Here is a 19685-nt window from a genome sequence, read left to right on the forward strand (position 1 = left end):
CCTCTCTCTGTTGACGATGAAACCGATATTTAGAACACGCTCGCTCTCGGAGGTACAGCCATGGTAACTGCAAGCGCCCCCGGCAAAGTCTATCTCTTCGGGGAGCACGCTGTCGTCTACGGCGAACCGGCGGTGCCGTGTGCAATCGGACTGCGCGCAAGCGTGACAGCGGAGGAACGCTCGGCGGGAATGCGTATCCAGGCGAGTGACCTCTCGCTGGATGGGTTCACTGTCGAGTACGACGGCGAGGGAAGAGACCATCCCGACATCGATGTCCCTGACACGCTTGTCCAAGCGGCGATGGGATACGTCGACGAAGCCGTTACACAGGTCAGAGAGGCCGCTGACGCCCCTGAGGCGAGCTTCGAAATCACCATCGAGAGCGAGATACCACTGGGTGCGGGACTTGGCTCCTCTGCAGCTGTTGCGGCCGCGGCAATTGAAGCTGGAACACGAGAACTTGGCGTCGAGATTACGCCGACCGAGATAGCTGAGCGAGCGTACCGAGTCGAGAACACCGTCCAAGACGGGCAAGCATCCCGTGCGGACACGTTCTGTTCGACGATGGGCGGAGCAGTCCGCGTTGAGGGCGACGACTGCCACTCTATCGAGTCGCCTGACCTCCCGTTTGTCATCGGATACGACGGGGGAGCAGGTGATACGGGTGCACTCGTGGCTGGCGTCCGAGAGCGACGCAAAGAGTACGAGTTCGCTGCCGACACCATCGAAGCAATTGGCGATGTTGTCCGGCGTGGCGAGCAGGCCCTCACGGCGAATGATACCGAGGAAATCGGCAATCTGATGGATTTTAACCACGGATTGTTGTCGGCCCTCGGTGTCTCCTCACGAACGCTCGATTCGATGGTTTGGGCAGCGCGTAACGCTGGCTGCCTCGGAGCGAAGCTGACCGGAGCCGGTGGCGGCGGCTGTATCGTCGCGCTTGACCCGACTCCCGAGACGTTGACTGCGCTCGAATACACACACGGCTGTGAGGAAGCCTTCCGTGCGGAGTTGGACACGGACGGCGTCCGCGTCGAATCGGAGTAACTGCCCATGAGTACAACTCATTCGCTGACTGTTCTCAAACTCGGCGGCAGCCTTATCACGCACAAAGACCAGCGCGAAACGGTCGACTGGAACTCACTGGACCGCGCTTGCGCCACAATCGGGACTTTCCTCGGCGATCTGCCCGATGAACACCGGCTTATTATCGTCCACGGTGGCGGCAGCTTCGGCCACCACAACGCTGCAGAACACGGCGTCTCCAGCACTGAAGGAAGTACAGACGCTCGGGCATTGACGGCGATTCATCATGCGATGGGTGAACTAAACGGTGCAGTGCTTGGCGGACTCCATGACCACGGTATCGACGCGCTCCCAGTTCGCCCACTGTCAGTGGCTGCACAGGATGGACCCCTTCAGTTCCCAACGGCGTCCGTCGAGGCCATGCTAGATGAGGGATTCGTCCCGGTGACACATGGTGATGTCGTCGTAGACGACCGAAAGGGGGGAACGATTCTGAGTGGCGACGACATTGTCGTCTCACTGGCACGCACGCTCGGCGCTGACCGGGTCGGTCTCTGTTCGACGGTCCCTGGCGTCCTCGACGACGACGACGCGGTTATTTCACAGGTCGATACGTACGACGACGTCGCGTCGGTGCTGGGGGGCAGTGACGCGACTGACGTGACTGGGGGGATGGCACATAAGGTCCGTCAGCTTCTGGCACTCGATGCAGCCGCCGCTATCTTTGCACTCGACGACCTCTCCCAATTTCTGGAACACGGGACAGCAGGAACCGTTATTTCCGGACACGACGAGGAGAGGAGTCACTGACTCCGGGTTGTCGCCTCGCGGTTCGTCGGAATTTATTTAGTCGTCGTTGTTGATGCAATTGATATGAATACTGTTGATGTCGGAGAGAGTCTGACGTATGGGTTCAAATTATTTGTCTATCTCCTTGGAATCGCCGTAGTTGGTGGTGGTGGGATGGCACTTGGCGGCGCGCTCGCCGGTCCCGAAATTATCGATGGGACAGTGACAGATAATCTCAGCTCACCCGAGTTATTGGGTGGAGCCGTACTCGGCATACTCGGGCTGACTGTCTGGCTTTCGGGCTCGCTTGGACTGACCTACAAACTCCTCGCCGACGCAGTTCAACGGGGAACCCCTGCTGCAACAGACCTGACTGCTGACTCACAAGAAACTAATCAGAAGCCGACGGTTCAACGACCGCCCGAACCAGTAGGACCGTCGCCGGGCGAGCAGGCAGCCCGTCAGTTCGGCCGCGGTTCGACCGTTCCAAGCGCCGCCAACGTTCCGGACAGAGCACGACACCCAGTTGCTGAATCTGACTCGGGGACGGCCCAGACGACCGAGAAGCAGCCTGTGGACACCACCACTCAGCCTCCTGAGCCGGCCGTAGAGACCGAGTCGCCAGACGAGACCGGTGTCACTGAGGATAACTCACCGACAAAACCCGAGTCAACACCCAACGAACCACCGACCGATGGAGACGACTCGACGACAGAACAACAGCCGGCGACCGATGTCACTGAGTCGATGGCTGCTGACAGCACGGACAGTGCTGTCGCTGAGGATAGTCCTTCTCAGACAACAAAACGGGAGTCCGACGACGCGTCGGCTAGTCCGGGTGACCCGAAACTCTTCGATGAGAGTGAGGAAGCCCCAGAAGAGAGACCGGACACGGCTGAGACTGAAGACACAACCGGCGAAACGGACGACGCCTCAACGGAACGGACGGCAGAGGAAATTGCGTTCGGTACGGGTGAAAAACCAGCTTCCGAGGTGCCAGCGACACAGGAAGCAGGTCCCGACTCGGCTGACCAGTCTACGCCGGAACACGCCGACGACAATGAACGTGACACGCCGACGGAAACTGGCTCTATTCCCCCCTACGAAGAGATGGATGAATCTGAGCTGGCAGAGTCTAGTGAACACGAGTCTATCCGGCAGGAGACTGACTCCACACAGGGAGCCAACAGTAAAACCGAGGACGAATCGGATGCTGAGAACGGTTCCGTAGATTCAGATACTCTGCTTTCGCCTTCTCATAGCGAGGACGACCAAACCGAGACGCCCAAACCAGAGGTGGGAGACGATGCTGACGAAACCGACGAGCACGCCGAGGACACAAACAGTGATGATGCCGACGATAACTCCGACACCGGAATGGACCCACTTTCCTGACCCCATCGAAACGGCGCGGTAAGCAACGAGTCACAAAGGTTGAAGATGGTCCTGGCCTTACGGTTCTGGTAGACAATATACTCAATGTCATCAGTGCTTGCGGATTTTGTGGCCCACTTTACGTCCGAGACAGCCGACTGGGACGACCCAACAGAGGGACGTATCTTGTTGAGTGAATCACAGCTTGTCTTGGCCAAAGACGAAGAACAAAAAGAAGTAATTGGGCTAGACCAGGTGTTCGATATCAATACGGAGACAACGCCGAAGTTTGTTGAGCCGATGCCGGGACGACCGGTAACTGTCGCCTATCAGAGCGGAAATAACCGTGTAACTGCCGTTGTTTCCGCAGATAAGACGACGAGCAAAAAATTCGAGACAGTGTTGTTCAAAGGGTTACTTAGCGGGACCTACATGGTGCTCAAACATCCAGCGAAAGTTGGTGGGCGTGTCATGGACACAGAGTTTCAGGGGGGTATCATGGGGCTGTCGACAAATGCTGTCACGTTCGAAATTGATGAGGGACCGGTGACGATTCCGTTAGACAGTGTCGTAGATTTCTCCCGTGAACAGCGGACTGTCAACGGTGAAAACCGGCCGGTGCTCGTAGTTAGTCACATGGATAACGGCGAAGCACTCGAAACCGTCGCAGCGAGCGACTCATCGCGGATTCTGTCGATTCTTGGTCGATATTTCAGGGGTACATACGAAGAGTTGCTCGCCTCGCTCCAGCAAATATCACTCTCAAATGCCGAGACGGAGGCGTTGACAACTATCTACTCAACTGGAGATATGGATGTCTCACTGCCAAGCGTTCTGGGGATGGACCCAAAGAAGGTAAAACGCGTGTTACACTCACTGCACGATAATGGCCTCATCGAAGCGGGCGAGAATGGTCCGGTGTTGACTGCCAAAGGCCAGATTGTTGTCAACGAATATCTCGAACGAGTCAACGAGTAGCGCCGCGCTCCCGCCTGCTTTCGGGCACTGGGATTCCAACCAACGTTCTTTTAAGGCTTGCGGTAGCATATACGCGTATCCGAGCGAACGGTCGCCCCGGGAAACGATACGGGCGACCGGCGTGCCGCCGGAAGACGACGTGCTTGGCCGTTTGGCCAGCACGCCAGACGGTGGCCGACCGACAGAGTCGGGACTCCACACGACCGGAGAGACGGTCGTGCTGGCAGTCGCCGGGCCACCCGGGAGACGACCGCCTCGGCGTAACACAATGGAAATCGAAATCGCAACAATCGGCGGTTACGAAGCGGTTGGACGCCAGATGACGGCAGTCCGAGCAGGTGACGATGTCGTCATTTTCGACATGGGTCTTAACCTCTCGAAGGTACTGATTCACGACAACGTTGAAACCGAGCGAATGCACTCGCTTGACCTCATCGACATGGGTGCGATTCCGGATGACCGCGTCATGTCCGATCTCGAAGGCGACGTTAAAGCAATCGTCCCCACCCACGGCCACCTCGACCACATCGGTGCAATCTCGAAGCTAGCTCACCGGTACGACGCGCCAATCGTCGCATCGCCGTTCACGATTGAACTGGTCAAACAAGGGATTCAAAGCGAGGAGAAGTTCGGCGTCGAGAACGACCTCGTCAAGATGGAAGCCGGCGAGACGATGCGTATCGGTGACCACAACGAACTTGAATTCGTCAACGTCACTCACTCTATCATCGATGCAATCAATCCGGTGCTTCACACACCCGAAGGGTCGATTGTTTATGGACTCGACAAACGTATCGACCACACGCCAGTCATCGGCGACCCTATCGACATGGAGCGGTTCCGTGAGATTGGCCGCGAGGATAACGGTGTCCTCTGTTATATCGAGGACTGTACGAACGCTGGAAAGAAAGGACGCACCCCGAGCGAGGCGACTGCTCGTCGCCACCTCAAAGATGTCATGTACAGCGTTGAGGATTACGACGGCGGTATCGTCGCGACGACGTTCTCCTCGCACATTGCCCGCGTGAAGTCCCTCGTCGAGTTCGCCGACGACATCGGACGCCAGCCCGTTTTGCTTGGGCGGTCGATGGAAAAATACTCCGGCACCGCTGAACGACTCGACTTCGTTGATTTCCCCGAGGACCTCGGGATGTACGGCCACCGCAAATCCGTCGACCGGACGTTCAAGCGAATCATGAACGAGGGCAAAGAGGACTTCTTGCCCATCGTGACCGGTCATCAGGGAGAACCACGAGCGATGCTGACCCGGATGGGCCGGGGCGAAACGCCGTTCGAACTCGATGATGGCGACAAGGTCATATTCTCTGCCCGCGTGATTCCTGAACCGACCAACGAGGGACAGCGCTACCAGTCTGAGAAACTCCTCAGTATGCAGGGTGCACGCATCTACGACGACATCCACGTTTCGGGCCACCTCAACCGCGAGGGCCACTACCAGATGCTTGACGCGCTCCAGCCCCAGCATATTGTCCCGGCACATCAAGACCTCTCTGGTTTCTCCTCGTACGTCGACCTCGCGGAAGACGAGGGCTACAAAACAGGTCGTGACCTCCACATCTCACGCAACGGGCAGATGATTCAGCTGGTCGAGTAAACGATGACACGACAGCAGGCAGTCGAAGGCACTATTGCACGGTGTCGACAGCAGGTCAACGATGCAATTCAGGAGGACCTCCCGGTTTCACAGCCCGAACGGCTCTACGAGGCGTCACGATATCTTCTCGATGCCGGCGGGAAGCGGCTGCGCCCGACAATTCTCCTCCTTTCGGCTGACTCGCTTGCTGATGCAGTCCCCGACGCGAAACCGTACCGTCAGTTCCCGGCTGCTGACAGCAAGCAGGTCGATGTACTTTCGGCCGCGGTCAGTATTGAGATCATCCAGTCGTTTACTCTCATCCACGACGACATCATGGACGACGACGACATGCGTCGCGGTGTCCCGGCTGTCCACCGCGAGTACGATGTGTCAACAGCAATCCTTGCTGGTGACACGCTTTACTCGACGGCCTTCGAGAATATTCTTCGGACCGGTGCACCGCCAGACAGGTCAGTGCGGGCACTCTCAGAACTTGCGACAACCTGTACCGAAATCTGCGAGGGTCAATCGCTCGATATTGAGTTCGAGAGCAGGGGCCATGTCACGCCCGAGGAGTATTTGGAGATGGTCGAACTAAAGACGGCGGTACTGTACGCCGCTGCAGCCTCCATCCCGGCAGTATTGTTGGGATACAACGATGCAGTCGACCCACTACACAGCTATGGGCTTGATATCGGCCGGGCCTTCCAGATTCAGGACGACCTGCTGGATTTGACGACGCCAACAGAGAAACTCGGCAAACAACGGGGAAGCGACCTTGTCGAGAACAAACAGACGCTCATTACTGTCCACGCGCGACAGCAAGGCGTTGACGTGGATTCGCTTGTCGAATCGGATTCCGTTGATGAGGTCTCAGAGGCAGAAATTGTAGAGGCTGTCGGCGTACTCGAAGACGCTGGCAGCATCGAGTATGCCCGCCAGACAGCTCGTGACTTCGTTCAAAGCGGAAAGGAACGGCTCGATGTTCTCCCCGATAACGAGGCTCGTGAGCGTCTTTTCGACATCGCTGACTATCTGGTCGAGCGAGACTACTGACAGACCTCCGTGAGCCCGAACTGAACGCGTCGGGGCACTTTTATCAGCACGCCTCCGAACAACGCGGTAATGGAGACAATCGAGTACGAGATTCACGACCAGCGAGCGACAATCACAATTACGAACCCTGAGCTTCGAAACGCGCTGACTCTCGATACAGCAACTGCGATATCTGATGCGCTGGCTCAAATCGAGGATAGCAACGCCCGCTGTGTCGTCTTGCAGGGCTCGTCAGGGACGTTCTGTGCTGGTGGCGACATTGAACTGATGATGGAAGGGTTGACCAGCGAACGCGATACTGCAGAACTCATGGAGGAAGCGGCCTACCCCATCAACCGAACCGTCCAACGTGTCTATGAGTGTCCGCTGCCGACAATAGCGAAAGTCGATGGGGCGGCGTTTGGTGCCGGCGCATCGCTGGCAATCGCCTGTGATGTCGTGCTCGCGAGCGAACAGGCAACCATGAGTTTCGGCTTCCGTCGCGTTGGTCTGTCGGTCGACTCAGGAACCTCGTATCTCCTGCCGCGGATCGTCGGCGAGAGTACTGCAAAGGACCTCGTTTACTCAGGCGACCTGCTCGATGCAGCCGAGGCAGCAGAGTTAGGACTGTTCAACCGCGTCTACCCGACCGACACGTTCGATGAGAAGGCAAACCAGTACGTCGAGAACGTCACAACAGGTCCAACAGTGGGATTAAAACACTCGAAACAGCTCCTCCAGCGTGGACTTGACCGTTCCTTTGAGGAAGTAATTGATGCCGAAGTGGATGCTATCGAGACCGCATTCCAGACCGACGATTTCGCCGAAGGCGTCGAGTCGTTCCTCGACGAAAGCACGCCGACGTTTGAGGGAGAGTAGCTCTGACCTGTGTCGCCGTTATAGCTTGTTTTCTGCGTCTTCGGCGAGTTCTTTCATCCGCTTGCCGACACGCCCAGCGTCGGAAAACTCGTCGTCGCTCATCGCGTTTGCGAGGGCGTTTCCGAGCACGAAAACAGCATGCTTGTGTTCGCTTTTGGACATATGAACGTCGTCCGGGGTAACTTCAATTTCGTCGTACTGGTCAAAGAGAGTATCGTCTGTGGTCTCAAGGCTGTCGAAGTACTCCATGATGATGACCATCTGCTCGTGGAGTTCTAGCAGTTCGTCCTTGTGCATTGTTGTATCCAATAAAGAGGTATCGGTTCAAGTATGTTTGGTCTTTGCTCGAACCGTACTCAGAAGGCTGTTCGCGGCCAAACCGAGTGCAACTCGAAGAGCTAGAAGACGTACTCGTCGTCGTGGCCCATCATACCGTCATCTTCATACCCAGGTTCATCTTCATCGTCGACTGGGCCGCTCGTCTTGTAGGCTTTCACGCCAGTGGCGACCAGTTCCTCGATAGCTTCCTCACGGTTGAGGAACTCTCCCTCGTCGACGAGCTGGGTGATCTGCATTTCGAGGTGCTCCGGGATAGTAATCTCTACCTTTGGCATCTAACGTGCGACTCTTTGCCTGAGGTGTATTTAAAACTAACGGGGAGTATCATTTGCAACAGTAGACTAACTCCTTCCGGGTCTTGTTCGTGTTCTGTCGCCGTTTTTTCGAGTTTCCCTTGCTGGACTCTGGTTGTCCCTCGAAGCCAATAGTCAGGCTCAAAGGGCCTGCGTCGTAAACCCAACAGAGATGGAGTCTACCCGTGGTGATGAGGTGGCTGCTGGCGAGCCCTGTGTGGTTCAGGGCTGTGCCATCGAGATGCCGTCGCTCCGCTCGGCGCTGGAACTATTCGACGCGCCACGGACAGGGTGGGTCGCGCCGACAACCTCGGTCGTTGCTGGAGGCACAACTGCGACACTTACCGCAACTGGTGCCTGTCGGTTTGAGAAACTTCGGACCGATGCCAGGGCGTTGTTCAGACGCGTCGATACACCTGACACGCTTCCTGATGGAGCACGCCCCCGACTGTTTGGCGGCTTCTCGTTTACCGGAACTGAGAGAGACACGAATAGAACGATGGAGAATGAACCCTGGGCGGCGTATCCAGACGCACATTTCGTGCTTCCAGCGGTTCAAGTAAGTGTTACCTCAGATGGAACGTGGCTGACGACGACAGCGCTCGGGGCAGACGCGAAAATGAAAGCCAGCGAGCGACTCACCCGCTGGCGTGACCGTCTCACGGCTATCCCCGAGTTCGACCGTGGTAATCCGCCCGGTGTCCAAAGCCAGCAACACACACCGACACTCCCCGGCTGGCGGGACGGCGTCGAGTCTGTCATCGACCGAATTGACCGCGGAGCTGTGAAAAAAATCGTTCTAGCAAAAGCGCTGTCTGCGCGTCTTGACCGCGAGCTGAGCGTTGTCGACGTGCTTGCCCGGCTTGGTGAGTCTTACCCCGGCTGTTACCGATTCCTCTTTGAACCGGCCGGCGGTGCGACTTTCTTCGGGGCAACTCCCGAGCGACTAGTCAGTCTTCGTGGACGGACTGTCGATACGGAAGCGCTTGCTGGGTCGATTGGCCGTGGCGAAACAGACGATGAGGACGACTGGCTCGAACAAGAACTCCGTAAAAGCGACAAGAACAATCACGAACACGACTTAGTTGTTGATACGATACACCGGCAACTCGATAGTGTAACCGACAGCGTCGAAACTGGTTCTCGGACCGTTCGAAAACTATCAACCGTCCAGCACCTCCAGACACCGATTCGAGGGACACTCGACGGCGATAGACACGTGCTTGAACTGGTCGAACGCCTCCATCCAACGCCCGCAGTCGGCGGCCTCCCGCCTGTTGGGGCAACCAGAGCTATTGAGGAACTCGAAGGGTTCGACCGCGGCTGGTATGCCTCTCCAGTCGGGTGGATGGACGCAGATGGCAACGGGACGTTTGTAGTTGCGATACGCTCGGCAGTTGCCAAAGCAACGGAGGTCCGACTGTTCGCTGGTGCAGGTATCGTCTCCGACAGCAATCCAGATGAAGAGTGGGATGAACTCCGGTTGAAGTTTCGTCCCATTCTCGATGAGCTATGACCGCGCCAAATCGGAACACGCTCTGGGCTGCAGTGCTTGTTGACGAACTGTCTGCCTGTGGCGTCGAGGCTGTCTGTCTCTCGCCGGGGTCGCGGTCGACACCGCTGACAGTTGCCTTTGCCAACCACGCTGATATCGAGACGTTCTCCCACCTTGATGAGCGTTCCAGTGCGTTTTTCGCACTTGGCCGCGCTCGACGGACGGGGACACCGACAGCGTTGGTCTGTACGTCTGGCACTGCAGCGGCAAACTTTCACCCCGCAATTCTTGAAGCCAGCGAGAGTCGCGTTCCACTCATCGCACTTACTGCAGACAGGCCACCAGAACTCAGAGACAGTGGCGCGAACCAGACAACCGACCAACTCAAACTGTACGGTGATGCAGTCCGGTGGTTCAAGGACCTCCCGAAACCCGAACCTGACGACCGGAAACTTCGGTCGCTCCGCGTGACGGCGGCCCGGGCTGTTGGGGCTGCAAGTGGGATGCCAGCGGGGCCGGTCCACCTGAATGTCCCATTTCGAAAACCGCTAGAACCAACCCCTGTTGAGGGTGACATCCCGACCAATTTTGCCACGGAGGCTCCGCTGGCCGTCAATGGACGGGACGGTCCGTTTGTGGAAACGACACGGGGACGACAGACTGTCGACACAGCGGACCGCGACCGTCTCGCCGCGACGCTTGCCGACACAACGCGCGGTCTTATCGTTTGTGGACCGGCTGACAGCCCGACACCATCCCGTGAGTCACTTGCTGCTCTGGCCGGGGCGACCGGCTTCCCAGTCCTTGCAGACCCACTCTCTGGCCATCGATTCAGTCCGACTGTCGACACTGCACCGCTATGTGGCGGTTACGATTCGTATCTCGACGACACAGACTGGCCGGCACCGGAAGTTGTGCTTCGGTTTGGTGGGTCACCAACATCCAAAACACTCCGGAAATATCTCGCAGATATTGAGACCAGACAGTTTATTGTCGACCCTGCAGGTCAGTGGCCCGAAGCGGAGTTTACCGCAACAGATCTTGTCGTTGCTGACCCGTCACACCTTGCTGAGTCACTCGCTGATACTGTCGACAACTCAACAACGGCGTACCGGGACCGATTTGCAGCAGCCGAGCGTCGCTACTGGGACCTTGTCGATGCGGCTCGCAGTGAACAGTTGTTCGAGGGTGGTGTCGTTGCCTCGGTGGCTGAGAACGCGCCAGACAACGGGACACTATTTGTCTCGAACAGCATGCCGATACGTGATCTTGACCGGTTTGGACGACCGCGGGCAATCCCGCTGACGGTCCTTGGTAACCGTGGCGTCAGTGGTATTGACGGCATCATTTCGACGGCACTGGGTGCGGGCAGTGCGACAGCGACCCCTCTCGTGGTTGTGACGGGTGACCTCGCCTACTACCACGACATGAACGGGCTACTAGCACTTTCCCGCGTTGGCGTCGATGCAACGATTGTGCTTATCGACAACGATGGTGGCGGTATCTTCCATAAACTACCAATTGAGGCGTTTGACCCGCCGTTTACTGCGGAGTTCAGAACACCCCACGGACTGGACTTTGAGCTAACAGGCGATCTGTACGGGCTTGAATTCTGTCGAACACCCGACGAAGCAAGCTTTGTGTCGGCGTTTCAGAAGTCCCTTGACAGAGACGGGACACAGGTACTCTCAGTCGAGGTTGACGGCGAATCTAGTCACCGATTCCGCGAGCGACTCCACGAACGAGTCCAATCTGAGATTCAGTAACGGTGGCCGACTCAGCCAGCAGTTATTGGCCGGATAGCGATGCGTGTCAACGTGGAAAGACCAAGCGGGAAGACGACTGCCGTGACGGCAAAGACGCTCTGTAACGAGAGGATGTCGAAGCCAAGCCCACCAAACAAAAGTGGTGGAAGTAAGATAGTCCAGCTGCCAAAGACGAGTATACCGATTTCGGGGACGCTTTGCAGGAAGGCGATGACAAAGATGACACAGGCCGCAATAAAGAGGTTGATCCCAAGCGGAAATCGCGGGGTGAGCGCACCAAAGAGCAATACAGGATAAACGAGAAATGTCGTCCCAAGCAACACGAACGCGTGTTGGTTGCCAAAGAAACCATCAAACCCTAGTGCATCTACGCCCCGCTCGACTGCATACGCACGGTCGCTACTCCAGACGTGCCATGCCCTATCGTTCTGTCCGGACGACTCTGCTTGTGTACTCTCCTCGTCAGTGCGTGCCCATGCTGCCCCTGATCCAACATTTTCCGTGTTTGAAGTGGCTGTGCCCCGTGCCTGGCGCTTGCGTTCTCGGTTTCCGTAGGTGGCTTTTGTCCTGCTTTTGTTTCGTCTTTTATCTGTTTCACTGACAGTCTCGCTCCAGTCGTCCGCTTTCGGCCCGGAGGTCGCTGTCTCGGTACTTGCACTGACGTAGGACTCGTGTCCCTGACGGTCATATCGCTTGCGCTCTGTTTGGTCAGTGAGTGTCTCCTTTGCTTCGATGAGTTCTTTGGTCTGCTCGCTGGCGTCGTCACTGTCGCTGACGTCCGGGTGTGACTCCTTGAGTCGCTCGCGGTATGCTTGCTGAATTTCTGCGGTCGACGCACTCTCGGATACCCCGAGCAACTCATAGTAACGCTCGGCCATTCGAAACTATATGTATTCAGTAGCAGGCTCTGCGGTAAAAATACTACTGACACACCAGTCCTCGGTCAATCTGTGTAACGGAGTAAACCAAATACGTGGAGAAACTGCTGTGTCTTAGTCTTCGATGGTGGTCTTTTCGATGTCTGTCTCCTCGCCAAAGTAGATACTGGCGCCATCTTTGGCGACTTTTTCGGCGAGAACAGCACACTTGACACGCATCGGCGAGATATCGACCCCGAGCATTTCAGTCATGTCGTCGCGGTCCATCTCTTGTAGTTCGGGGATAGTCTTACCGACGAGCATCTCCGAAAGCATCGAGGCAGCGGCCTGCGAGATTGCACAGCCGTCGCCTCGGAACGCGAGGTTTTCGATGACCTCATCTTCGTCGTCGAGTTGCACGTCGACTTCGATCGTGTCACCACACATCGGATTTTCGCCGACGTGGGTGAACGTCGGCTCCTCTAGCTCTCCGTAGTTCCGCGGGTTCTTGTAGTGGTCCAAAATCTGCTGTCGGTACATGTCGGAGCCGCCTATTCCCATAGCTATCTTTTCTTTGTGTCGGTGACAGTAAAAGAGTTCCGTCAGGGGCTTTTCTGGGTGATACCGATGCGATAGAGTTTAGTTCGATGACCCAGTATGCCCGGACAGCGGGCCTGTAGCTCAGTTTGGTAAGAGCCCCCGGCTCATAACCGGGTATGCGGTGGTTCAAATCCGCCCGGGCCCACTCCCATTTTACCCGACGACTGACCCACTTACCTCCGGGTATAGCGGGTCTGAAATGCTATAATTCGGCAGATTCACGTTCTCAGAATCGGCCGAAAAATGTTACGTTCACTCACTCGGCTACCGATTACAACACCGTCGGGCGATTAGCGTTAGCCGAAGGCGATGGCCGTGAGTAAAGCGGTCACCGGAGAGGTTGAGCAGGATGTCTCCGAGACTGTCGTGAGAAACCGGTCTCGATACGCCGATCTACTCCACCGCCCGGACCCTGACAGCGACGACACGCGCCCGGCGTGTCCGACTCGGGAATCAGAGAAAGAGTACACGACCGTTCCGGCCGCCGCCTACTTGGGGCACTACAAGCTCTGTGGGAATCCAGCGTGTTTCGGGGGTGATTGGCGGTGACTTACCAGTCGCCGCTGTTCAACTTCGAGGATGACTTGGCGGAACTGACCGACGCCGAGCGTGAAGTCTACCAAGCCGTTGAACAGGACGGTATCGGTCCACGACCGTTTCCACGAGGTGACACAATCCGGCGTTATCGTAGAACAGACTGGCGACCAGTACACGATAACCGTCACCGACCAGAATACCGAACTGGACGGTGGACGCGAAAAGTCCCAAGTAGACGCGCTTGCCCGTGCGAAGCGCATCTGTGACGAATACGGTGTTGAGGTGCTGTTCAAATACGAGCGTACAGGGTCGCGGTGGCGGCGAGTGCCGTCGTCGATGAGTCGTCACTGCCGCCCAGACAGCCCCCAAGGAGGCCGCCACCGAGAATTGCCCCACTGCCTTTGATAGCATCTCTGCGTTCGGTACTTCGTGTTGAATCGCGGCACTGTTTTTTTTATCGTTAGAACTTTCCGTTGATGATGTTCGCGACCCGCTCACGGTCGAACAGCCGTTCGTCGACCGGGATTTCCGGATAGGAGTCTTCGCTTCCATCGGCGGGCCACTCTCCGAAGATGTCCGGATACAGCTGTTTCGCCGTCATCTCAAGTTGGAACAGATGCATTAGGGGTCCCTGGAACGGCGTCCCGGAACTGTACACGCGGTCGCTCTGTACGGCTGTGAGTTCGCTTCCGACGGAGTGGTCTTCCAGCGTCTTGCGAATCGCAGCCACGTCGAAAAAGCCGCTGATACCCTGACTGTGGAGGATTACGTCCGGGTTGGCTGCCAGCATCGCTTCATAGTCGAGGCGTCCGTCTTCGTTCTCGTTGTATGTCTGGTCGCTGTCGGCGAATGCATCCTGAACACCGAACGGTCGGAGGTGAGCTTTGGCGAACCCAGGGTTATTCAATTTGTAGGGGCGGAACGTACCGTCACTAAACACGATGAGGCCGACCGTCGGTCGCTCGGACTCCGGCGGGAGGTTCGCCCGAATCCTGCCGTACAGTTCCTCATACTCAGACCGAAACGCCTCGAACCGTCGGCCCTCGCGGAAGACCCCAGCGACCCGCTCCGAGAGTTCCCACAGGGTGTAATATCGGTAGTCCTCGCGACAGCCTTCGGGTGGCTGCGTGTGCTCACGGCTGTAGCGGTTTCCGAACCAGGGTCCGATATTTTCTCGCACCTCTTCGATGTCCTCTTGCTCCCAGTTCTGTGCGAAACTCCTCAGCCAGCACGGGTCCTGAAAGTGGACGTCCGCATCAAGGTCGTAGAACAGTTCCTTGTCGACTCCGTCGCTCCACGCTGCTCTGAGGTCATCACTCTCGATCGACGCCCCATCGATGGCGTCATAGTAGTAGTTCATCGATGTCACGTACGCGTCGGGAGCCCCGAGTGACGCGATGGCGTCCCTGTGACCGAACGCAACCGCCATGTCGGCGTAGTGCGGACTGTATGCGTAGGCCGTCTCAGGGACCTCCTCGAAGATCACCTCGCCCATCGGCGCCATCCGTACCGAGTAGGTATCTTCGGTCGCGGTCTGGGTGGGTGTCGCAGTGTCGGTGCCCGTCTCCGACGGGGTGGGCGTCCCCTCCGAGCTGGAGTCGCTGGTACAGCCAGCCAGCAAGCTACCGCCGATGATGGCCCCGCCATACTTCACGTAGTCTCTGCGCGTCGGTGCCTCGGTGGTTTCGGTGTCGTCGTTCATTGTTAGAGATCTCCGTTGATGATGTTCGCTACACGCTGGTGGTTGAACAGTTGTTCTTCGGGCGAGAAGTCGGGATACAGGCCGCCATCGTATGACGGCCATTCACCGAATTGCTCGGGATACAGCTCCTTGGCGGCCATTTCCAGCTGGAAGAGGTTCAGAATCGGACCCTCGTATTGGATCGCCTGCGGGTGGATCCTATCGTTCTCGACTGCCGGAATCTCTTGTGTAACCGGATCGTTTTTGAGTTCGTTCTCGATCTCGACCCAGTTTCCACGCTCTCCCATCGAACCGGTGCGGAGAATGACGTCCGGCTCGGCCGCGACGAGCGTTTCCCGATCGATCCGTTGGAACCGTTGAAGATCCGGGAAGGCATCGTTCGCTCTGAGCGGGCGGGTACTCGAACGATAGAACCCTGGGGCATTCAGGCTGTACGCCCAGATTCCGTCGCTCAGGCCGGTCCGGGCGATATGTACGTGTGCCGTCCGTGGACGTTCCTTCTGTGGCGGGAGGTTCGATTGGATGGTCGAGATGAGATTCGAGTGGATCTCCGAAAGTGCCTGATACCGTCGCTCTTCCTGGAATACCTTCGAGACTTTCTCGAAGATCTCCCAGAGCGTGTAGTACTGGTACTCGTCGGCCCACGGTTGCGGAGCTTCTCTGTGTTGCCCGCTGAGTGTGTTTCCGAACCAGGGGCCGATGTTCTCGCGGACTTCTTCGATGTCCGCTGTGTCCCAACTGTCCATCTGCGCGGCGACGTACGCCGGATCCGTGAGGTGAATGTCGCTATCGAGATTATAGAGTGTCTCTTTGCCCGCATTCCAAGAATTGGCGAGATCCGACCAGTCGACGGAAACGCCATCGAGGCGTTCGAGGAATATTGGGTAGAGCTTGTCGAAGTCCTCTTGGGTGTACATCGCATTAATGGCGTCGCCGTATCCGAGTGCGAGTGCCATATCGGCGTGATGGACGAGGACAGTGAAGATGCTCTGTGGGGGTTCCTCAAATTCGACCGTCCCGACAGGCGACATCGTCACTGAATATGACTCGTCCTCAGCCGTTGTCTGAGAACCAGTGGTTTCGTTTGTGTCGGTCGAAGTGGATGCTGGATCAGTATTGCCCGAGCAGCCGGCGAGAAGACTGCCGCCGATGATGGCCCCGCCGTACTTCATGTAGTCCCTGCGCTTCGGTGCCTCGTAATGTTCTGAATCGTCTGCCATACTGTTTAGGCCAGCCTAAACTCTTAAAATGGTTTTGAAACTCCGACAGCCTGTTCTGTTGAATAGTCCTCTCTGAGTGAGGGTTGAGCGTCTTCAGCTCTGAGATCGCGGGGCTCACCCACTCACGAGCAGGCCCAAATTCAACTGGTATAGCCAACCACCGCTATTCAACAGAGCACCTACAACAGGAAAGAGAGACTTCCATGCATGATTGTGAAGAAGAATATGGCTCCGATGGCGCCAATGGGGGAGTGTTTCCAGAGTGTCGAGAAGTCGCCAGCCTTGACTTTTGCCACTAAATCGGCAGCTCTAAGCTTTGATAATCACCTTGAGACATGTGGATAGCCAGTTCGAAAAACAGATTACTCTTCTTCGTCGGGTTGGCGGACAACGATACCGACGAGTTTGCTAGCCAACAGTGCTGGCAAATCGCTGGGTGTCGTGATGTACTGGTCGGCGACGACCATCGCGAATGCCACACCAAGTAGTGTGGCTCCGATTGTAAGATTGCCGTCAATGAGGACTCCTGCACCAGCAAATGCGGGCGGAATCGCAACGAGAGCAATTGTCACCCACCCGAACATCTCTAGAATCCCTCGTGCCATTAACACTCCTAAATGTGGGGTAGACATACGGTTAACGCTCTCTTGACCTCTTGGACTGCGATACCTCGCTGATGCGTTTACCTACTCAATTTCGGGGCCCAGTGTAGTGCGATGCGTCCAAAAACCCGTCTCTTGAAATGAGTAATACAGACGATTCACTCATCGAGAAGAGCGTTACAGTCGGCCGCAAGCTTAGTCGCCCTCTCAATTGCTGCCGCTAGGGCTGTTGCGTCCTCGGTTTGATGCACTAATGAGCGATTTGCGTGCATCACGTTGTTCCGGTATCTCGCTATTGAGTCGAAACAGTCTCTGCAACTGTTTTTCGAGGTGAATCCCAGTCCGGTTCGCAGACGGCTGATGTTGGTAACAACTACCTTCAGGTCCGTCAAATTCATAAACTCGCTTAGATGAAGCTCCGTGTTCGCATCCTGCTCTTCACGCCAGCGTTTGATAGCTCGTGTTGTGTTGCGGTTGTCAGCATAAACCTCAGCTAACTCGGCGCTCCCAAATTCGCTTTCGAGAAACCTGGATACCGAGTTGGCTACCTTCGCAAAATAGGGATACAGCCGCTGTTTAGCAACACGGCTGTTTAGATCCGCGAGAGTCATGAATCTGTAACAGGCCGTATCTGGATGGGTGACAATTACGAATGGATACTCGGTCAGGACGTTAAGACAGCGTAGCACAGTGCTCTCATACGAGACGTGTTGGGCACGGTCAACTTGGTTTACCGTATCATCGGCAACGTCAAGATACTCTCGCAAGTCGTACGGCCGTACCGGGACGTAGTCATAGCTTTTCGAGAGAAAGCGCTGTCGTTCGCGCCGCCGTTGTTCTGTGTGCTCCACATCAGTCTTTGCGACGAATTCAATCGGTGAACTGATATCCTGTGCAGGAACCTCATTCGGATAGATGACGACTTCTTCAACGGCCTCGCTATCCCAGTACATCTGTTGTCATACTCGCAGGTGAACTGTAAAATAGATATGGTGGGTGTGTGTCTCGGAGTGATTAATAAAACGTTACTTCTGTCTGACACTGACTAACTCGATTGAGTATTTGGTTACAGAAAACTAAGTGAGTGACAGTATCTACCGTCAACACACCTGTTAGGACAGCATGGATAAGAAACGCTGAGCCAACGGTGAACGTTTTCAATACGCGGCCTCGGCAACCTCTAGTAAAAAACACTTCTACAATCTGTACCGCGAATGGTGATCGTCAGTTGTTAGATGAAGGCGTATTGTTTGGGAGTTCGTGTTCGGAGATGGTCGCCTCCGGACGGAGGAACTTTCGGTAGTCAAACTCAACCAGTTCATCATCATGAGCAGCCCGAGTCGGCCAGTCCGGGTTTGCAAGTGCACTTGTCGCAAGTGTCAGGAGGTCTGCACCGTCTTCGAGCGCACTGCGTGCGGCCTCGGGTGTTCCCAGCCCCCCGTTCGCGATGACAACTGTGTCGTCAGTAACGTACTCAACGGCAGCCTCTCCGAGCGAAAAGCCAGCCTCACCGAAAGAAGAGACTGTCGCGTCGGGCTCGGTCGTGTGTACGAAATCTGCGCCGGCAGCCGACAGTTCCTCGAAGAACACCGCCGCCGCGTCCTCTCCTTCTTTCCACTGGTGTTCAGTATCAGTCACCATCGTCTGTGAAATCCGAATGCCGACAACGAACTCTTCGGGGACGGCATCCGCGACCGCAGAGACGACTTCGGCTGGATACCTGACACGTGCTTCTGGCCCACCACCGTACTCGTCATCGCGCTGGTTCATGGTTGACGAGAGGAATTCGTTAAGGAAATACCCGTTTGCACCGTGTATTTCGACACCGTCAAAGCCAGCCTCAGCAGCATTCTTGGCAGCTGAAACGAATCCTTCTCGCGCCGTGTCGAGGTCGTCGTGGGTTGCTTGCTCTGGCACTGGGTACGAGCCACTCCCGCCGTACGCTTCGGACTTTTCAGCCTCTGGCTGGACCGCCGAGGGCGCGATTGTCTCTTGTGGTTCGGAGGGTGGCATCCCCTGGTTTTGGGCCCCACAGTGCATCAACTGTGCAAAGATTGGTGACCCAGCATCGTGCACAGCGGCGACCACTGTCGACCACGCATCGACGTGGTCGGCAGTGACAAGTCCCGGTTGGCTCAGGTAGCCTTTGCTGTACGCGTTGTCAGTGTAGACTCCTTCTGTGACGAGAAATGAAAACCCACCATCGGCGAATTTTGCGTAGTACTGCGCCATCTCGTCGGTCGCACACCCGTCTTCCGTCGCGCTTACCCGAGTCATCGGTGCCAGGCCGACACGATTGTCGAGCGTCAAATCTTTCAGCGACGTTGAGTCGAACAACATGTCGATAGTAGCTATGTGTTTGACCGGAATAGTCCACTCGCTTTGTTCCTGCCAGAGCCAGCACCGCGACCATCGCAGTTATCGCTTTCAGAGACCCGTTTTACCCTCTCTCGCTATTGCCAACTCTGATTTGGTGGCGACCGATGGGAGTACCGAAACGGTTCACGAGGGCTCTGCTTGACCCGTTTCGGTGTAGTTTGATTCAGTGACCGGTACTGTTAGTCACTGTCCGACTCAGTAAACTTGCTAGCTGCTA

The 19685-nt window shown here is 56.5% G+C and carries 20 protein-coding genes and 1 tRNA gene; 12 read left to right on the forward strand and 9 right to left on the reverse strand.

What is annotated here, in order from left to right; genetic code table 11:
- The first annotated feature begins 60 nt into the window (after positions 1–60).
- The 7 genes from mvk (at position 61) to N5098_RS05485 (ending at position 7678) form a co-directional block, all read left to right on the forward strand.
- Positions 61–1047, forward strand: a complete 987-nt coding sequence (gene mvk, locus N5098_RS05455) for a mevalonate kinase (protein WP_267636712.1) — start codon at positions 61–63, stop codon at positions 1045–1047.
- A gap of 6 nt (positions 1048–1053) precedes the next feature.
- The gene (locus N5098_RS05460; protein WP_267636713.1) at positions 1054–1836 is read left to right on the forward strand and encodes an isopentenyl phosphate kinase; all 783 of its coding nucleotides are present in this window, start codon (positions 1054–1056) and stop codon (positions 1834–1836) included.
- A 63-nt stretch (positions 1837–1899) separates the two neighbouring features.
- On the forward strand, positions 1900–3210 hold the full coding sequence (locus N5098_RS05465) for a hypothetical protein (RefSeq protein WP_267636714.1): 1311 nt from the start codon (positions 1900–1902) through the stop codon (positions 3208–3210).
- Positions 3211–3294: 84 nt separating this feature from the next.
- Positions 3295–4167: a CheF family chemotaxis protein gene (locus tag N5098_RS05470; protein ID WP_267636715.1), complete on the forward strand. Its 873-nt coding sequence runs from the start codon at positions 3295–3297 to the stop codon at positions 4165–4167.
- A 268-nt stretch (positions 4168–4435) separates the two neighbouring features.
- On the forward strand, positions 4436–5782 hold the full coding sequence (locus N5098_RS05475; RefSeq protein ID WP_267636760.1) for an RNase J family beta-CASP ribonuclease: 1347 nt from the start codon (positions 4436–4438) through the stop codon (positions 5780–5782).
- 3 nt (positions 5783–5785) lie between these two features.
- The gene (idsA3, locus tag N5098_RS05480; protein WP_267636716.1) at positions 5786–6820 is read left to right on the forward strand and encodes a geranylfarnesyl diphosphate synthase; all 1035 of its coding nucleotides are present in this window, start codon (positions 5786–5788) and stop codon (positions 6818–6820) included.
- A 69-nt stretch (positions 6821–6889) separates the two neighbouring features.
- On the forward strand, positions 6890–7678 hold the full coding sequence (locus tag N5098_RS05485; RefSeq protein WP_267636717.1) for an enoyl-CoA hydratase/isomerase family protein: 789 nt from the start codon (positions 6890–6892) through the stop codon (positions 7676–7678).
- An 18-nt stretch (positions 7679–7696) separates the two neighbouring features.
- On the opposite strand, the gene N5098_RS05490 is transcribed toward N5098_RS05485, so the two are convergent.
- A complete protein-coding gene (locus N5098_RS05490) occupies positions 7697–7975 on the reverse strand; it encodes a UPF0058 family protein (protein WP_267636718.1) in 279 nt (92 codons plus the stop codon).
- 101 nt (positions 7976–8076) lie between these two features.
- Positions 8077–8292, reverse strand: a complete 216-nt coding sequence (locus N5098_RS05495; RefSeq protein WP_267636719.1) for a ribbon-helix-helix domain-containing protein — start codon at positions 8290–8292, stop codon at positions 8077–8079.
- A gap of 190 nt (positions 8293–8482) precedes the next feature.
- Between N5098_RS05495 and N5098_RS05500 the strand changes: the two genes are divergently transcribed.
- Together N5098_RS05500 and menD are read left to right on the forward strand one after the other, a co-directional pair.
- Positions 8483–9826 carry an isochorismate synthase gene (locus N5098_RS05500; protein WP_267636720.1) on the forward strand — a complete coding sequence of 448 codons (1344 nt, stop codon included), beginning with the start codon at positions 8483–8485 and terminating at the stop codon, positions 9824–9826.
- Complete coding sequence (gene menD / locus N5098_RS05505; protein WP_267636721.1) at positions 9823–11571, forward strand: 2-succinyl-5-enolpyruvyl-6-hydroxy-3-cyclohexene-1-carboxylic-acid synthase; 1749 nt, start codon at positions 9823–9825, stop codon at positions 11569–11571. The genes N5098_RS05500 and menD overlap by 4 nt, the downstream gene beginning before the upstream one ends.
- 11 nt (positions 11572–11582) lie before the next feature.
- On the opposite strand, the gene N5098_RS05510 is transcribed toward menD, so the two are convergent.
- Positions 11583–12449, reverse strand: coding sequence for a J domain-containing protein (locus N5098_RS05510; protein WP_267636722.1), 867 nt, complete (start codon positions 12447–12449; stop codon positions 11583–11585).
- 114 nt (positions 12450–12563) lie between these two features.
- Positions 12564–12989: a Fe-S cluster assembly sulfur transfer protein SufU gene (gene sufU, locus N5098_RS05515; RefSeq protein WP_267636723.1), complete on the reverse strand. Its 426-nt coding sequence runs from the start codon at positions 12987–12989 to the stop codon at positions 12564–12566.
- Positions 12990–13098: 109 nt separating this feature from the next.
- Here sufU and N5098_RS05520 point away from each other — a divergent pair.
- From N5098_RS05520 to N5098_RS05530, 3 genes are all read left to right on the forward strand, one after another.
- Positions 13099–13173, forward strand: a tRNA-Ile gene (locus tag N5098_RS05520).
- Between the two features lie 164 nt (positions 13174–13337).
- Positions 13338–13577, forward strand: a complete 240-nt coding sequence (locus tag N5098_RS05525) for a hypothetical protein (RefSeq protein ID WP_267636724.1) — start codon at positions 13338–13340, stop codon at positions 13575–13577.
- A 60-nt stretch (positions 13578–13637) separates the two neighbouring features.
- On the forward strand, positions 13638–13970 hold the full coding sequence (locus N5098_RS05530) for a hypothetical protein (protein ID WP_267636725.1): 333 nt from the start codon (positions 13638–13640) through the stop codon (positions 13968–13970).
- 55 nt (positions 13971–14025) lie between these two features.
- On the opposite strand, the gene N5098_RS05535 is transcribed toward N5098_RS05530, so the two are convergent.
- From N5098_RS05535 to N5098_RS05555, 5 genes are all read right to left on the reverse strand, one after another.
- The gene (locus N5098_RS05535; RefSeq protein ID WP_267636726.1) at positions 14026–15267 is read right to left on the reverse strand and encodes an ABC transporter substrate-binding protein; all 1242 of its coding nucleotides are present in this window, start codon (positions 15265–15267) and stop codon (positions 14026–14028) included.
- 2 nt (positions 15268–15269) lie between these two features.
- Positions 15270–16487, reverse strand: a complete 1218-nt coding sequence (locus tag N5098_RS05540; RefSeq protein ID WP_267636727.1) for an ABC transporter substrate-binding protein — start codon at positions 16485–16487, stop codon at positions 15270–15272.
- A 362-nt stretch (positions 16488–16849) separates the two neighbouring features.
- A complete protein-coding gene (locus N5098_RS05545) occupies positions 16850–17092 on the reverse strand; it encodes a DUF7533 family protein (protein ID WP_267636728.1) in 243 nt (80 codons plus the stop codon).
- 155 nt (positions 17093–17247) lie between these two features.
- Positions 17248–18042, reverse strand: coding sequence for a hypothetical protein (locus N5098_RS05550; RefSeq protein ID WP_267636729.1), 795 nt, complete (start codon positions 18040–18042; stop codon positions 17248–17250).
- 271 nt (positions 18043–18313) lie between these two features.
- Entirely contained in the window at positions 18314–19429 is a 1116-nt protein-coding gene (locus tag N5098_RS05555) for an oxidoreductase (protein WP_267636730.1), read from the reverse strand.
- Positions 19430–19685 lie beyond the last annotated feature (256 nt).

The sequence above is a fragment of the Halovenus rubra genome (genome assembly GCF_026586665.1).
GTDB classification, from domain to species: Archaea; Halobacteriota; Halobacteria; order Halobacteriales; family Haloarculaceae; genus Halovenus; species Halovenus rubra.

What these genes read in the sequence shown, in the direction of transcription:
- N5098_RS05470 (WP_267636715.1), top strand. Translation starts at nt 3,295, where the DNA reads ATGTCATCAGTGCTTGCGGATTTTGTGGCCCACTTTACGTCCGAGACA.
- N5098_RS05465 (WP_267636714.1), top strand. Translation starts at nt 1,900, where the DNA reads ATGAATACTGTTGATGTCGGAGAGAGTCTGACGTATGGGTTCAAATTA.
- N5098_RS05535 (WP_267636726.1), bottom strand. Translation starts at nt 15,267, where the DNA reads ATGAACGACGACACCGAAACCACCGAGGCACCGACGCGCAGAGACTAC.
- N5098_RS05485 (WP_267636717.1), top strand. Translation starts at nt 6,890, where the DNA reads ATGGAGACAATCGAGTACGAGATTCACGACCAGCGAGCGACAATCACA.
- N5098_RS05475 (WP_267636760.1), top strand. Translation starts at nt 4,436, where the DNA reads ATGGAAATCGAAATCGCAACAATCGGCGGTTACGAAGCGGTTGGACGC.
- N5098_RS05545 (WP_267636728.1), bottom strand. Translation starts at nt 17,092, where the DNA reads ATGGCACGAGGGATTCTAGAGATGTTCGGGTGGGTGACAATTGCTCTC.
- N5098_RS05540 (WP_267636727.1), bottom strand. Translation starts at nt 16,487, where the DNA reads ATGGCAGACGATTCAGAACATTACGAGGCACCGAAGCGCAGGGACTAC.
- sufU (WP_267636723.1), bottom strand. Translation starts at nt 12,989, where the DNA reads ATGGGAATAGGCGGCTCCGACATGTACCGACAGCAGATTTTGGACCAC.
- mvk (WP_267636712.1), top strand. Translation starts at nt 61, where the DNA reads ATGGTAACTGCAAGCGCCCCCGGCAAAGTCTATCTCTTCGGGGAGCAC.
- idsA3 (WP_267636716.1), top strand. Translation starts at nt 5,786, where the DNA reads ATGACACGACAGCAGGCAGTCGAAGGCACTATTGCACGGTGTCGACAG.
- N5098_RS05500 (WP_267636720.1), top strand. Translation starts at nt 8,483, where the DNA reads ATGGAGTCTACCCGTGGTGATGAGGTGGCTGCTGGCGAGCCCTGTGTG.
- N5098_RS05490 (WP_267636718.1), bottom strand. Translation starts at nt 7,975, where the DNA reads ATGCACAAGGACGAACTGCTAGAACTCCACGAGCAGATGGTCATCATC.
- N5098_RS05525 (WP_267636724.1), top strand. Translation starts at nt 13,338, where the DNA reads ATGGCCGTGAGTAAAGCGGTCACCGGAGAGGTTGAGCAGGATGTCTCC.
- N5098_RS05510 (WP_267636722.1), bottom strand. Translation starts at nt 12,449, where the DNA reads ATGGCCGAGCGTTACTATGAGTTGCTCGGGGTATCCGAGAGTGCGTCG.
- menD (WP_267636721.1), top strand. Translation starts at nt 9,823, where the DNA reads ATGACCGCGCCAAATCGGAACACGCTCTGGGCTGCAGTGCTTGTTGAC.
- N5098_RS05460 (WP_267636713.1), top strand. Translation starts at nt 1,054, where the DNA reads ATGAGTACAACTCATTCGCTGACTGTTCTCAAACTCGGCGGCAGCCTT.
- N5098_RS05555 (WP_267636730.1), bottom strand. Translation starts at nt 19,429, where the DNA reads ATGTTGTTCGACTCAACGTCGCTGAAAGATTTGACGCTCGACAATCGT.
- N5098_RS05550 (WP_267636729.1), bottom strand. Translation starts at nt 18,042, where the DNA reads ATGTACTGGGATAGCGAGGCCGTTGAAGAAGTCGTCATCTATCCGAAT.
- N5098_RS05495 (WP_267636719.1), bottom strand. Translation starts at nt 8,292, where the DNA reads ATGCCAAAGGTAGAGATTACTATCCCGGAGCACCTCGAAATGCAGATC.